At 61.4% G+C, this 13,731-nt stretch carries 11 protein-coding genes and 1 pseudogene; 5 read left to right on the forward strand and 7 right to left on the reverse strand.

Going from position 1 to position 13,731, the window contains the following annotated elements:
- The first annotated feature begins 1 nt into the window (after position 1).
- Complete coding sequence (locus tag GJ700_RS26580) at positions 2–583, forward strand: PEP-CTERM sorting domain-containing protein (protein ID WP_154379682.1); 582 nt, start codon at positions 2–4, stop codon at positions 581–583.
- A 17-nt stretch (positions 584–600) separates the two neighbouring features.
- Here the strand turns inward: GJ700_RS26580 and GJ700_RS26585 are convergent, their stop codons facing one another.
- A complete protein-coding gene (locus GJ700_RS26585; protein ID WP_154379684.1) occupies positions 601–1,233 on the reverse strand; it encodes a hypothetical protein in 633 nt (210 codons plus the stop codon).
- 227 nt (positions 1,234–1,460) lie between these two features.
- Between GJ700_RS26585 and GJ700_RS26590 the strand changes: the two genes are divergently transcribed.
- The 4 genes from GJ700_RS26590 (at position 1,461) to GJ700_RS26605 (ending at position 8,724) form a co-directional block, all read left to right on the forward strand.
- Positions 1,461–2,474 (forward strand): ABC transporter substrate-binding protein, encoded by a 1,014-nt coding sequence (locus GJ700_RS26590; RefSeq protein ID WP_371868144.1) that lies wholly within the window; start codon positions 1,461–1,463, stop codon positions 2,472–2,474.
- A gap of 10 nt (positions 2,475–2,484) precedes the next feature.
- Positions 2,485–5,001, forward strand: coding sequence for an ATP-binding protein (locus GJ700_RS26595; protein WP_154379688.1), 2,517 nt, complete (start codon positions 2,485–2,487; stop codon positions 4,999–5,001).
- A complete protein-coding gene (locus tag GJ700_RS26600) occupies positions 5,002–6,261 on the forward strand; it encodes a hybrid sensor histidine kinase/response regulator (protein ID WP_154379690.1) in 1,260 nt (419 codons plus the stop codon).
- Positions 6,262–6,351: 90 nt separating this feature from the next.
- The gene (locus GJ700_RS26605; protein WP_371868145.1) at positions 6,352–8,724 is read left to right on the forward strand and encodes a DNA polymerase II; all 2,373 of its coding nucleotides are present in this window, start codon (positions 6,352–6,354) and stop codon (positions 8,722–8,724) included.
- Positions 8,725–8,745: 21 nt separating this feature from the next.
- Here the strand turns inward: GJ700_RS26605 and GJ700_RS26610 are convergent, their stop codons facing one another.
- From GJ700_RS26610 to GJ700_RS26630, 6 genes and pseudogenes are all read right to left on the reverse strand, one after another.
- A complete protein-coding gene (locus GJ700_RS26610; RefSeq protein ID WP_154379692.1) occupies positions 8,746–8,958 on the reverse strand; it encodes a hypothetical protein in 213 nt (70 codons plus the stop codon).
- A gap of 156 nt (positions 8,959–9,114) precedes the next feature.
- Positions 9,115–9,654 (reverse strand): T6SS immunity protein Tli4 family protein, encoded by a 540-nt coding sequence (locus tag GJ700_RS36290; protein WP_229507270.1) that lies wholly within the window; start codon positions 9,652–9,654, stop codon positions 9,115–9,117.
- Between the two features lie 27 nt (positions 9,655–9,681).
- Positions 9,682–10,164: pseudogene (locus GJ700_RS36295) on the reverse strand (Tli4 family immunity protein); the annotation flags it as partial.
- Between the two features lie 34 nt (positions 10,165–10,198).
- Positions 10,199–10,462 carry a PAAR domain-containing protein gene (locus GJ700_RS26620; RefSeq protein WP_154379694.1) on the reverse strand — a complete coding sequence of 88 codons (264 nt, stop codon included), beginning with the start codon at positions 10,460–10,462 and terminating at the stop codon, positions 10,199–10,201.
- A gap of 33 nt (positions 10,463–10,495) precedes the next feature.
- Positions 10,496–11,767, reverse strand: coding sequence for a T6SS immunity protein Tli4 family protein (locus GJ700_RS26625; protein ID WP_229507264.1), 1,272 nt, complete (start codon positions 11,765–11,767; stop codon positions 10,496–10,498).
- A 92-nt stretch (positions 11,768–11,859) separates the two neighbouring features.
- On the reverse strand, positions 11,860–13,728 hold the full coding sequence (locus tag GJ700_RS26630) for a lipase family alpha/beta hydrolase (RefSeq protein ID WP_154379696.1): 1,869 nt from the start codon (positions 13,726–13,728) through the stop codon (positions 11,860–11,862).
- Positions 13,729–13,731: the final 3 nt, after the last annotated feature.

The raw sequence follows: 13,731 nt of genomic DNA on the forward strand, positions 1-13,731 counted from the left end.
CATGAAATCCATCAAATCATTGCTGGCGGCGGCACTGTGCGCCTTGCTGCTGTCGCCCTCCGCCCATGCGCTGCCATTCACCTTCACTTTCGGGTTGTTACCGCCCGGTGCTGTCGTGACCGGTGCGCCGGGCCAGCTGGTCGGCTGGGGTTACGAGCTGGCCAATACCGATGCCGCCAACTGGTTCGTGCCGACGCAATTGAGCGCGTCGTCGTTCGCGCTGGGCGCCCCCGATGCGAGTTATTTCGACTTTCCCATTCTGGCGCCGGGGCTGGGCGCGGCATTGGCCTTCAACCCGGGCACGGGACAAGGCTTGTTGGGCTTGCAGTTGCATCCGGGTGCACTGCCGGGGCAAAGCGAAAGCGGGCAATTTACGCTCGCCGGTGAATGGTGGAACGGCGATCCGCTGGGTGGTGGCGTGTTGCTGCAGCCCAGCGACCGGGTATCGGCGCCCTTTGTGGTGCAAGTGACGGGCGGCGCCGTGCCGGAACCCGCGACCTTGCCGTTGCTGGGGGCCGGGTTGCTGTGGCTGTTGCTGATGTTGCGGCATTTTCGGCCGCCATCGCATTTCACTGGCGAGTAACGGGAGGTGAATCGCCCTCAAACGATGCGGCGCACGGCGGGCAGCCACTGCGCCAGGTCGTCGGCCAGCGCGGCGGCGGCCGATGGCGATGGCGCTGACGGCCGGATGTCCCAGTAAAAGCCGGGGCCGGTGCGGCCCAGCAGGCGAAATGCCTTGCCATGGCGGCGCCGCGCATGGACTTGCACGATGGCCAGCGCGGTACCAGCCGCATGGGCAGCCAGGTGCACGAGGAATTGCGTGCTGTACTCGCCGGCGCCGCCATCGGGCCAGTAATAATCTTCATCTGGCAGCAACAGCACGTCATGGCGGCGCTGGCTGCGCGGCAGCGCCAGCCATGCCTCCAGCTCCCCGCCAGGCGCGTCGCGCAGCATATCGTCCGGCGGGAACAGCGGCGTATCGAACGGCACCGCCAGCCGGTAGCGGCGGCGGCGCGGGTGCGCATGCGGCAGGTGTCCAATCGCGGCCATCAGCGCTTGCTGCACGGCTGCCGGCGGCATGGCCACCGCCAATATGTCCACCATCATCGGCACAGCCGGAGGCATGGCTTGCGCCAATGCCGCCGACAGGAATACCGGCGCGTGCATGGCCACCGGCAATGCGGCAATGAGGCGCAACAGTGTGCGGCGGCAATTTGTCCTGGCCAGTTCCATACCGCCATGCTACGCCGGCGCAGCGAAGGCGCTTGTCCGCAGCGCAGAGTCCCACGTAATTGCCTAAGGCAAAGTTCAAGTGACTAGCATGACGGCAGCGTGGTGTTGCTTTTGTTGTTGGGCAACAGTTGGCGTTTGCCCGGCGTATTGATTTTGTGTAACCTTGAACGGTTCATTTCCCGCAAGTTAACTTACTTGCGAGTTGCATGCTACATGGGGAGGGCCGTGTGCTGGACAGGACCCTGCAACGCCGGTTGATTTCGCTGGTGCTGGCTGCCGCCGTGGCTGCCGCTGGTATCTACGCATGGCGGGAAGGCGGGTCTTCATCCCTGCCGCCGGAAACCGTCGTCATTGCCATCAGCGCCAGCTATGTGGGCAGCTGTCCCGTGGTGGCTGCGCAGGAACGGGGTTTTTTTTCGCGCGCCGGTGTAAACGCGCAATTGCAGCCGCATCCCAGCGGCAAGTCCGCACTGGCGGCATCCATGCAGGGCAAAGCCCAGCTGGCGACTGCGGCAGACATCCCCATCATGTTTGCCATCATGGAGCAAGAGCCCGTGTCGGTGATTGCCACCATTTTCAAGTCGGACCGGGACCATGGCTTGCTGGCGCGGCCGGGCAGCGGTGTTACCGGACCGGCCAGCCTGAAAGGAAAGCGCATCGGCGTCAGTTTCGGCACGTCCGCGCACTTCGTCCTGAATGCCATACTGAACCGGCAGTTGCTGGCGACCACCGATGTCACATTGCGCAACATGCAGGCCGACCAGTTCGCCGCCGCGCTGGACAAGGGGGAGGTCGATGTGGTGTCCACGTGGGAACCGTACCTGGGCACGGTGCAGAGCCAGTTGGGCGGCAAGGGCACGGTGTTTTATGCGGAAGACTTGTATGAAATTCCCTATAACCTGGCGGGCAGCCGCGAATACGTGGTCAGCCACCCGGAAACGCTGAAAAAGGTATTGCGCGCGGTGATACAGGGCGCCACGTGGTGCCGCGACGAACCGGCTGCCGCCCAGGCGCTGGTGGCCAAGCTGATGAAACCGCAGGGCGAGCAATGGCGGGCGCTGTGGCCCACGTACCGTTTCGGCGTCAGCCTGGACCAGGGTTTGCTGCTGGCGCTGGAAGATGAAACGCGCTGGGCGCTGGCCAACAAGCTGGCCAGCGGGCCGATGCCGAATTACCTGAACGCCATTGATTTCAAACCGTTGAAAGCGGTCGCTCCCGGCGCCGTCACCATCATCCACTAGCGGAGACACTATGCGGCTGGCGACGCGCTTCAAGCTGATGGGCCTGCTGTCCGCCGCGATTGTCGCCATGGCTGTGGCGATCTTGTTGATTAGCGCCCAGCGCGTGCGGCAGGAATTGCAGCGCAATGAAATGGCTGGCGAGATGGTCAGTGCGATTACCGGCCTGCGCTTCCTGACCATGGAATATGTATTGAAGCACGAGGAGCGCACGCGCACGCAGTGGCGCATGCGCTGTACGTCATTGGCGCAGTTGCTGGCTGACGTGGCAGCCATGGACCATCGGAGCGACGCCGCCGTGGTGGCCGGCTTACAAATCACGCTCAGCAGTATCGACAACCAGTTTGGCGTGTTGTCGGCGCCGCGTTCTTACACGCGCAATGGGGCCGAGCAAGCCGTGGCGGCGGAGTTTGAAGCGCGCCTGTCCGGCCAGATCACCAACCGCATGCAGGGCATGATCGCGGATGCCATGCGGCTGTCCGCCGCCAGCCGCGAAGGCGTGCTGGTAGCGCAGCGGCAGGAACAGGCGGCAATGCTGGGCTTTGGCGGCCTGGTGATGCTGGTGGTGGCGGCAACGGCGTGGCTGGGTTACCGCAGCGTGGTGCAGTCGCTGCAACGTTTACGCGAGGGCACGCAGCGGGTTGGCGCGGGCGACCTGGCCTACCGTGTCGACATTATGGAACGCGACGAAATCGGTGACCTGGCGCGGGCGTTCGACGGCATGACGGCGCGGCTGATGGAGACCAGCGTCTCGCGCAACGAATTGGCTGCCAGCAATGCCGCCTTGCAGTCGGAAATCCGCGAACGCCAGCAAGCCGAAGCGCGCAACCTGGAACAATTGGCGCGCCTGCGCTTGTTGCATCAGATCACCCGGTCCATCGGCGACCGGCAAGATTTACGCAGCATTTTTCAGGTCGTGCTACGCTGCCTCGAAGACCAGTTGCCTATTGCGTTTGGCTGCGCGTGCCTGTATGACAGGGACAGCGGCCATTTGATGGTCAATTGTATCGGCATGCACAGTGCTGCGGCGGGGCATCCGCTGCATGAACGGACCATGATCGAGCTCGACGGCGCCGCGCTGACGCGCTGCGTCCAGGGAGAATTCGTGTACGAAACCGATATCGCCGAAGCGGATACGCCGTTTGCCAGGTCGCTGGCCGCCTGCGGCTTGCGCTCGCTGGTGCTGGCCCCGTTGCCCGTGGATGGGCGGGTGGCCGGTATCCTGGCGGCGGCACGGCGCGCGCCCGACGGCTTTTCCAGCGGCGAATGCGATTTCCTGCAACAGTTGAGCGAACACGTGGCGCTGGCCGTGCACCAGGGCGAACTGTATGCGGCGCTGCAACGCGCCTATGACGATATGCGCCAGGCCCAGCAAAAATTCCTGCAACAGGAACGCTTGCGCGCACTGGGGCAGATGGCCAGCGGTATCGCGCACGACATCAATAACGCGATTTCTCCCGTTGCGCTGTACACGGAATACTTGCTGGAAGGTGAGGCCGGGCTGAGTCCCCACGCGCGCCATTGCCTGGAAGTCGTTCGGCGCGCCGTCGATGACGTGGCGGCCACCGTGGCGCGCATGCGCGAGTTTTACCGCATGCGCGATGCGCACCTGGCGCAGGCGCCGGTGGCCGCCGGGGAAGTGCTGCAACAGGTGGCGGACCTGACGCGCGCCAGCTGGAACGACATGCCGCAGCAGCGTGGCGCGACGATCCGCCTGACAGTGGAAGCCATGCCGGATTTGCCGCCGTTCATGGGAGTGGAAAGCGATATCCGCGAAGCGTTGACCAACCTGGTGCTCAATGCCGTCGACGCGATGCCGGATGGCGGCCACCTGACCTTGCGTGCCCGCCAGCTGGAATTGGGCGAGCAGGAAGGGCAGGGGGTGCGCCGCATCAGCATTGAAGTCAGCGATACCGGCATCGGCATGGATGAAGCGACCCAGCGCCGTTGCCTGGAGCCATTCTTCACCACCAAGGGGGAACGGGGCACGGGACTGGGGCTGGCCATGGTGTATGGCATGGCCGAGCGCCATGGCGGTTATATTGATATCGTCACCGCACCGGGCAAAGGCACGACGGTGCGCCTGGGATTTGACGCCCCGTCCGCGGCGCCGGCGCCGGTGGCCAGCAAGGCTGGTACGCGGGCAGGGCAATTGCGCATTCTTGCGGTGGATGACGACCCGCAACTGCTCGATTCGCTGCGGGTGATCCTGGAGCGGGATGGCCACCGCGTGACGGAGGCCGATGGCGGCCAGGCCGGCATCGACTTGTTCCGCGACGCGCATGCCAGCGGCGAGCCATATGGGCTGGTGGTGACGGACCTGGGCATGCCTTATGTCGACGGGCGCAAGGTGGCGCAGGCGGTCAAGGCATTGTCGCCCGCCACACCGGTGTTGCTGCTGACCGGGTGGGGGCAGCGTATGGCGGCGGAAAACGACGCTCCGCCGTACGTGGACAAGGTGTTGGGCAAACCGCCCAGGCTGGAAGAATTGCGGATGGCGCTGGCGGAGTGTTGCGGCGAGGAGGCATGAATGACTGTACGGATCTTGATTGTCGACGATGAACCGGCGCAGATGCGCGCGCTGTGCGACACGCTGGGCGCGCATGGCTATGAAACCATCGGACGCAGTTCCAGCGAGGCGGCGTTGCAGGCGTTGCGGGCCGATTCGTACCACCTGCTGCTGGCCGATCTGATGTTGCCTGGCATGGACGGCATCGCGCTGGTGCAGGCCGCGCGTGCGCTGGATCCCGACCTGGCGTGCGTGATCATGACGGGAGAGGGTTCGATTTCTTCCGCGGTGCAGGCCATGCAGGTGGGGGCGCTCGACTATATTTTGAAACCGTTCCGCGTGTCCGTGATCTTGCCGGTTTTGTCGCGCGCACTGGAAACGCGCCGCCTGCGCATCCAGAATGTGCTGCTGGAAGCGCGGCTGCGCGAACATGCGGTGCAGCTGGTCCGGATGAACGACGATTTGCGCACGGCGCAGCAGCAGGCCGACCGCGCCAACCAAGCCAAGTCCGCCTTCCTGTCGCACCTCAGCCATGAGTTGCGCACGCCGCTGAACGCCATCCTGGGGTTTGCGCAAATCCTGCTGTCGGAAAAACTCGCGTCGACGGAGGCGCAAAAAAAGCAATTCGTCGGCAATATCCTGACGGGCGCCCGCCATTTGCTGAAGCTGTCCAATGAAGTGCTGGACCTGGCCAAGATCGAATCGGGGCGGCTCGAGCTGCACCTGGAAGCGGTGCCGGTGGGCGACGTGCTGGAAGAGTGCCGCACGCTGGTGGATCCGCAGGCGCGGCTGCGCGGCATCGGCATGCGCTGTACAAGTGCCGAGCACCTGTGCGTGCGGGCCGACCGCATGCGGCTCAAGCAGGTGCTGATCAATTTGCTGTCGAACGCCGTCAAGTACAACCGCGACCACGGCGCCATCAGCGTGCAATGCACGGAATCCGGGCATGACACGGTGCGTATCGCCGTGCAGGATACCGGTTGCGGGCTGTCGGCGGAACAGCAGGCCGCGTTGTACCAGCCGTTCAACCGGCTGGGGCAGGAGAGCGGCAGCCAGGATGGTTGCGGCCTGGGCTTGGTGCTGACCAAGCATTTGGTGGAAAAGATGGGCGGTGAACTGGGCCTGGTCAGCACGGTGGGATTGGGCAGTACGTTCTGGCTGACCTTGCCGCTGGCCGTGGCGCCGGTCGTGATTCCGTCACTGGCGGTCTTGCCCACGACCCATGAGGAACCGGCGCAGTCTGTCACGCCGGCGGCAGGCAGTACCGCCGTTGCCGACTGAGCCGGTGCGCTGCCCGGGCGGGGGGAATATTGGCTGGTTATACATACAGTATAATGCCAGCCGACGTTCCCAACTTTCCCTGGCAAACCCGTGTCATCCACTGCTGGCTTTATCCTGACCCGCCATTGGCGCGACATTTGGCACAACGGCCGGCAAGGCACGGAAATCGAGTTCTGGGTGGCGACCGATGACGGTCCCCGCAAGATCCGCCTGACGGAACAGGTATCGGTGGCGTTTGCCGAAGCGGCGCTGCGCGGCGCCATCGAAGCGCAACTGGCGCCCAATGCCGCCATTGCGCTGCGCGAGCTGCCGCTGAAAACCTTCAGCGGCGAACCCGTGGTCGGCCTCTATGCGAGCCAGTACCGCCAATTGACCGCGCTCGAACGCACGTTGCGCGATCACGGCATCAAGCTCTACGAAGCGGACGTGCGCCCGCCGGAGCGCTACCTGATGGAGCGCTTCATTACGGCCGGGGTGCGCATCGAGGGCGGAACGGTGCAAGGCCAGGTCATCACGGATTGCAAGCTGAAGCCGGAACCGGATTACCGTCCCGCCCTGAAGCTGGTGTCGCTCGACATTGAAACCAGCGCGTATGAAGACCTGTATTCGATTGCGCTGGAAGGTTGCGGCCAGCGCCACGTGTACATGCTGGGGCAGGCCCCCGAGCAGCAGCCGGAACTGGATTTCACGCTGGAATACTGCGCCACGCCGCGCCAGCTGATCGAACAGCTCAACGCGTGGTTCCAGCGCCATGACCCGGACGTCATCATCGGCTGGAGTGTCGTACAGTTCGACTTGCGCGTGCTGCAAAAGAATGCGGACAAATACAAAGTACCGCTGCTGCTGGGCCGCGAAGGCAAAGCCATCGACTGGCGCACGCACCAGGCTCGCGACGGCTATGTGTTTGCCTCCGTTCCGGGGCGTATCGCCATCGACGGCATCGAAGCGCTGCGCGCGGCATCGTGGACGTTCCCGTCGTTCAGCCTGGAAAACGTGGCGCAAACCATGCTGGGCGAAGGCAAGGACATCGGCGACGCGTACGACAAGATGGCGGAAATCGAACGACGTTTCCGCGACGACAAGCCGGGCCTCGCGTATTACAACTTGCGCGATTGCGAACTGGTTACGCGCATCTTCGCCAAGGCGCGGCTGATGGCATTCATGCTGGAGCGGGCCCACGTGACGGGCTTGCAGGCCGACCACATGGGCGGTTCCATTGCCGCGTTTTCCCACCATTATTTGCCGCGCATGCACCGCGAAGGCTACGTGGCGCCGAATACGGGCGACGTGCCGTTCAGCCCGTCGCCGGGCGGCTTCGTCATGGATTCCAAGCCGGGCCTGTATGACTCGGTGGTGGTGCTGGACTATAAAAGCCTGTATCCGTCCATCATCCGCACGTTCCAGGTCGACCCGGTCGGCATGATCGAAGGCCTGGCGGGCGATGCCGGGGCGGCGATCCCCGGTTTCCGCGGCGCGCTGTTTTCGCGCGAGCACCACTGCCTGCCCGCCATCACCACGCAATTGTGGCAAGGGCGCGATGCGGCCAAGCGGGAAAAAAACGAGCCGCTGTCGCAGGCGCTGAAGCTGCTGATGAATTCGTTTTGCGGCGTGCTGGGCTCGCCGGATTGCCGCTTTTACGATCCCCGCCTGGTGTCATCGGTGACCATGCGCGGCCATGAAATGATGCGGCTGACGCGGGAACTGGTGGAAGCCGAAGGTTACGACGTGATTTACGGCGACACCGATTCGATTTTCATCTGGCTCAAGCGTTCCTATGCCAACGAGGAAGCCATCGCCATTGGTGACGGGCTGGCGCGCAAGATCAATGCGTGGTGGCAGGCGCGGTTGCGCAATGACTTTGGTCTCGACAGTTGCCTGGAAATCGAATTCGATACGCACTTCCAGCGTTTCTTCATGCCGACCATCCGCGGCACGGACATGGGCAGCAAGAAGCGTTATGCGGGCTTGATGATCAACGGCAAGGGCAGCGAGGAAGTGATTTACCGGGGGCTGGAAGTGGCCCGCAGCGACTGGACGCCGCTGGCCCAGCAATTCCAGCAAGGCTTGTTTACCCGCATCTTCAAATCCGAGCCGTATGAACAATATGTGCGGGATTACGTGCGCCGCACCGCCAGCGGCGAGCTCGATGAGTTGCTGGTGTACCGCAAACGCCTGCGGCAGCGGCTCGATGAATACCAGGTCAATGTGCCGCCGCAAGTGCGGGCGGCCCGCATTGCGGATGAGTTGAACCGTTCATTGAAACGGCCGCTGCGCTACCAGAATGGCGGCTGGATCAGCTATGTGATGACCGTGAACGGTCCGGAACCGCTGGAAGCGCTGCGGTCGAAAATCGATTACGACCACTACCTCGGCAAACAATTGCAGCCCATTGCCGATTCCATCCTGCTGCCGCTGCACAGCAGCTTTGCGCGGCTGACGACGCGCCAGGCGGACCTGTTCTGACAGGCCCGCCCGTTCAACCTCTTATTTGCCCAGCGCAGCTTTTTCTTCAGCGGTCAGGCGCTTGGCGCTGACGACCACCACAGCCGGGATATCGTCTTGCTGAATGGTTTCGATGTAAGCCGTTGGAGCCAGCGGAGCCATCAAAGCAGGAACGGCTGCGGTTGCCGCGGCGGAAGCACCGATCAGTGCCAGGGCGCCGAGGAAGATGAATTCCATGTGTTTGCTGAGGTTCATGCTGTTCTCCTTTTGAAAATGTTCTCTGTTGAAAACATTATGCGGCGACGCAGCATATAACTCCAATTTTAAGTTTCGATAAATATGATTCACAAATCATATTTCTTATGCAAAAACTTTAATATGAGTTATGCGATTATGAAATATCTTTGTATGTCAGGCGGGGCCGGTTGGCCGCAGGCGGAACGAATTGAGCATGTCATCCCACAGCTTGATGGCTTGCTGGTCGGTCAGCGTGGTTTGCTGCGGATTGCCATTGCTGTCCTGGTGACCGGTGGTCAGTTCGATCTTGATGGCCGGCGTATCCAGCGTGCCATCGCCCTGCGTTTCCCAAACGAAGGCGTGGCCGCGCATGCCGCCGCTGTCCGGCGCGGACGCCAGGTGTTCCTGGCCTTTATACGGGCCGATCTGGCGGTCCCCTTTGCGCAGCACACGCACCGATGTGACGAGGTTGCCCAGCGCCTGCGCGATCCCGCCCATGCGCTCCAGCAGCGGCCGGTCTTTCTTGTGGCTGGCGAGTGGATAGATCCAGACCGACACGAAGGCGTCGGGGTGGCCGGCGATATCGATGTCGACTCCGGCCTCTTCATTGCGCCAGCGTGAATTCGCGATGAAACCGCCGGCGAAGCAGTAGCCGGGGGCGGTGGGGATTTCGGTGTCAGCGCGGGGGCGGAGACGAGATAAAGCGTCTTGCATGCGGCTCAAACCTGATTCTTGCCTGTTATTGGATACCTCGCCTTTTAGCTGGAAGCCATTGCCGTTGATCCATCGATACCCTTCAATATTGACCACGCTCGTAACGACATCCTCTTCCCAGAATGCCAGTATCCTCGTGTCTTGTTGCGGTCGAAGACTCGACCGCAACAGACTCGGATCAACCTCGTGTTTTGTTGTACCGAGCTTCGTTTCCTTCCCGTCGACATCTTCCTCAAACTCTGCACGACTCGTCGCTTTTACCGGTTCTATGCCAAGAAAATCATATTTGTAATTCCCGCCACTAAGCTTTGATCCAGCCGGTACGTCAACCAGGAAACGGCCTATGCAGAACGTGGAGATGGTTGGGGAAGGCGCCGCATGGGCGCTGGATGCCGTCATAATTGATGGTTCTGCAGTGGAGGGGGCCGCTGTGCCGATACTCCATCCTGCTGACAGGGCTGCACACAGGGCAAATTTCCCAAAACTGCCCCTTGCCGACGGTTGAATCATTTTTGGACGTCTGCTGCCAAGCCGCGCCAATTCATTACTCAACGAAAGTCCCTATCGTCGCAATCAGCGTGGCGCCGCAACTGGTTTTATGTCCCGCGTACGCCACCGGGATGCCATCGATGGTGTGGACTGCACTGCCTTCTGCAATCACGCATATGTCGTGGCCTTTCACCGGGCAAATGCAGGTATCGCCCACCCGCGCGACTGCGATGCCATCGACAGTAAAGTGAGAGGCGGAGACACTGACGACTTTGCCGCCGTGCGAGGTAGGATCGCCTAAGCGAATGACATTGGGCATGAACCGACTTTCGTATCCTGATGGTTGATTGCGTTATCCGTCGCGGCGCGCATCCGCGTTCACGTTATGGCCAGCCTTGGCCACGGCCGGATTTGTGTCGGCCTCGTCGTAGTCGACCAGTTTCCATAGTGTCGCTGTGCGGTGGGATGGCCGTTCGCCTTTGAGTTTTTGCCACACGGACGATGCACCAAGCAACACGACGTCGGGCATTTGGTCGCCAGCTGTAAAGCGCTTCCGGCGGCCGCCCGCTATTTCTCCGGCCTCGACTGTCTGCCACCATCCGGTCTGCGGGCACGCGCGGCCGGTCGCGACCAGTTCGCCGAGCGGAAGCAGCGGTTGTGGTTCGGGCGCCAATGCGCTGGTTTTGACGGGGCCGGTCGGCCGCAGGCGGAACGAATTGAGAATGTCGTCCCACAGCTTGATGGCTTGCTGGTCGGTCAGCGTGGTTTGCTGCGGATTGCCATTGCTGTCCTGGTGACCGGTGGTCAGTTCGATCTTGATGGCCGGCGTATCCAGCGTGCCATCGCCCTGCGTTTCCCAGACGAAGGCATGGCCGCGCATGCCGCCGCTGTTCGGTGCGGACGCCAGGTGTTCCTGGCCTTTGTACGGGCCGATCTGGCGGTCCCCTTTGCGCAGCACATGGACCGACGTGGCGAGATTGCCGAGCGCCTGCGCGATCCCGCCCATGCGCTCCAGCAGCGGCCTGTCTTTCTTGTGGCTGGCGAGTGGATAGATCCAGACCGACACGAAGGCATCGGGGTGGCCGGCGATATCGATGTCGACTCCGGCCTCTTCATTGCGCCAGCGCGGGTTGGCGATGAAACCGCCGGCGAAGCAGTAGCCGGGGTCGGTGGGGATTTCTGTGTCAGCGCGGGGGCGGAGATGTAAGAGTGTGTCACGCATGCCCTCAATTCCCAAATCTCGCTTGTCGTCGTCAACAATGTCTTCCAATAGGAATTGACTGCTATCGATCCAACGATAACCAGAAATCTTGATCTGAGCGGTGCTGGCTTCTACTTCCCAGGAAGCTAATATCCTGGTGTTCTTATCTGGTTGAACCGATCGCAGCAACATGCTTTGTTTTGTGCGATTGTTTCTGGCCGAGTTCAACTTCGATTCGTGTTTTGCCACTTCTTTCTCAAATTCCTCGAAGGCCATCGGCTTGGAGGGAGCGATGGAGGCGAAGTCGTATTTGTAGTTTCCTCCGCTAAGCTTGGAACCTGACGGAGCTTCAATCAGAAAGCGTCCCACGCAAAACGTCGATATGGTTGCAGAAGTCGCGATTTGGGCAATGTGATTCGTCATAGTCGGTAATCCGGAATGATTGGGGGCTGCAACGCAGGCACTCAATCCCAGCGTCAGGGCTGTGAGCGCGGTAGGCAGCGAGCAATACGGTTTCATGTTCTTGATAAATTTTGTTGCAGCCAATCTGATTCAGCTACGATTTTAACGATGGAGTATAGCGTCGCCGCCTGGGCGATTTTTGCGTTGTACGAGTTCTGGTGGTCGTAGCTCTCATGTCCTTTATCCTTGCCTTCGTGTCGGAAGATCTGGACCACATGAGGAGTAGGCGCCGAGCCGGACTCCTCAGGTACCGTGCCGTCACCCGGGCCTTTCGCCTTTTGAATTTGGAAACGATACTTGCTCTTTTCCTCAAAAGATCGATTTAACCGCCCGTTAACCTGGACGACATTGGGTTCAATAAATGAGTCAGGTGTGCTGTGGATTGGTTCTTGGTGCGGTTGAACACGTAACTTGTCCGAACCCGTTTCGACAACGGTTAGCTTCACTGTGCCGTTGGAATCATCGTCGCTCAGAAGGGCCGCTTTGATGTCACCGCCAATCGCTTCATCGCTCTTCCAGTGAACTTCATTCCAAGCTTGTTGCTTAGGGTCGGCTGCGTAGTATGCGTAGGTGTTGGCGTGATATTTATCCTGAATCAAATCATGAAGCTCGTTGGCCACATCCATATTTCTCTTAAATTTCTTGAAATCAGATTGCTTTCTATTTTCCTCAACAACTTCCTTCCCCTCCCGCTTCGCCTTCTCCCGCTCCGCCCGCGCCGCCGGATCAATCAACTCCTCCTTCACCAACTTCCACCAGCTCTCGCTATTGTTCAAATAAATATCCGCATAAGGATCGCCATCGCCCAGCAACACGTCCTGCTCCTGCTGCTGGCCTTCCGAATTCATAGCCGTATAGCTGGCGCGTAACCAGTGGCGGGTTCCCTGGCCGGTTTTTGTTTTGTACTGCGCCGTGGGGAGCAGTTCCAGCGGTCCCGGCGCGTTCGCCATGACGGCCGTGCAGTCGGCGGCGTTGCGTCCCAGGATGACTTGTTCGGCGCCTTCGAAGCCGGCACGGATGCGCTTGTACGTTGCCGGTGCGCCGATTGCGGGCATGACGCCGTGCACGATGCCGAGAATGCGGTCGGCCATGCCGGGCACTTGCGCGCACGCGCGTCCCACTAGCCCGCCCATGCTGTGCGTGACGATGATGACTTTATCGCAGGTCTTCCCTTTGCTGCGGTAATGGGCGGTAATCCGTTCGATTTCCCGCGCCAGCCGTTCGCCGGAATTCTTGTTACTTTGCAGCCAGTTGTAGCCGACTCCGTGCACCGGGTACAGCACATCGGCCGCATTGCGCAACTGGGTTTCCTCCAATGGCGCAAAGGGCTTTTGCGCGCCGAGTTTGGCGGCGTCCTGCTGCGCCATGACTAACGTGGACCAGGTGGTGGACAGTTGCGTTCCCTGACTGGCCGGGTCGAATATCAATGCCAGTGTGTTCTCCAGCAAGGAAAGAATCCCGCCGTAGCTGGCGCCGTACACCTGGCCCCAGCCACGCCACTTGGCGCGTTCGGCGTCGGTCTTGCCCTCGGCGATCGCCAGCAGCGCCTTGCTGGACTCATCCGGATGTGCCGGGCCATTGTCGTCAACCTCGGTATTGTTGGGATCCAGCAGCTTTTGCCGTTCCGCGGCGGATTTGTTCAGATGCTTCAGCAGCAGCACGATGGCGTCCCATTTTCCTTCCGGAGGAAACCATGCGGAGCCCTTGTCGCGGTTTTTGATCTTCAGCCGCGTTCCCATGATGCCCGGCACAAACAAGAGCGGCACCACCAGGTCCGGTGCGGTCAGGCACAATGCGCGCACCTTCAGGTTGGTGCTGGTGAGGGCGGACTGCGCCGTTTCATTGCCGTGTTCATTCCAGCCCATGCCCACGAGGCGGGTGGCTTCCGCCGCAGGGGCGGTAATTGTTTCCGTGTCGCTCATGCT

This window comes from Pseudoduganella rivuli, assembly GCF_009674485.1.
Lineage (GTDB): Bacteria > Pseudomonadota > Gammaproteobacteria > Burkholderiales > Burkholderiaceae_D > Rugamonas > Rugamonas rivuli_B.

What these genes read in the sequence shown, in the direction of transcription:
- GJ700_RS26580 (WP_154379682.1), top strand. Translation starts at nt 2, where the DNA reads ATGAAATCCATCAAATCATTGCTGGCGGCGGCACTGTGCGCCTTGCTG.
- GJ700_RS26585 (WP_154379684.1), bottom strand. Translation starts at nt 1,233, where the DNA reads ATGGAACTGGCCAGGACAAATTGCCGCCGCACACTGTTGCGCCTCATT.
- GJ700_RS26595 (WP_154379688.1), top strand. Translation starts at nt 2,485, where the DNA reads ATGCGGCTGGCGACGCGCTTCAAGCTGATGGGCCTGCTGTCCGCCGCG.
- GJ700_RS26600 (WP_154379690.1), top strand. Translation starts at nt 5,002, where the DNA reads ATGACTGTACGGATCTTGATTGTCGACGATGAACCGGCGCAGATGCGC.
- GJ700_RS26610 (WP_154379692.1), bottom strand. Translation starts at nt 8,958, where the DNA reads ATGAACCTCAGCAAACACATGGAATTCATCTTCCTCGGCGCCCTGGCA.
- GJ700_RS36290 (WP_229507270.1), bottom strand. Translation starts at nt 9,654, where the DNA reads ATGCAAGACGCTTTATCTCGTCTCCGCCCCCGCGCTGACACCGAAATC.
- GJ700_RS26620 (WP_154379694.1), bottom strand. Translation starts at nt 10,462, where the DNA reads ATGCCCAATGTCATTCGCTTAGGCGATCCTACCTCGCACGGCGGCAAA.
- GJ700_RS26625 (WP_229507264.1), bottom strand. Translation starts at nt 11,767, where the DNA reads ATGACGAATCACATTGCCCAAATCGCGACTTCTGCAACCATATCGACG.
- GJ700_RS26630 (WP_154379696.1), bottom strand. Translation starts at nt 13,728, where the DNA reads ATGAGCGACACGGAAACAATTACCGCCCCTGCGGCGGAAGCCACCCGC.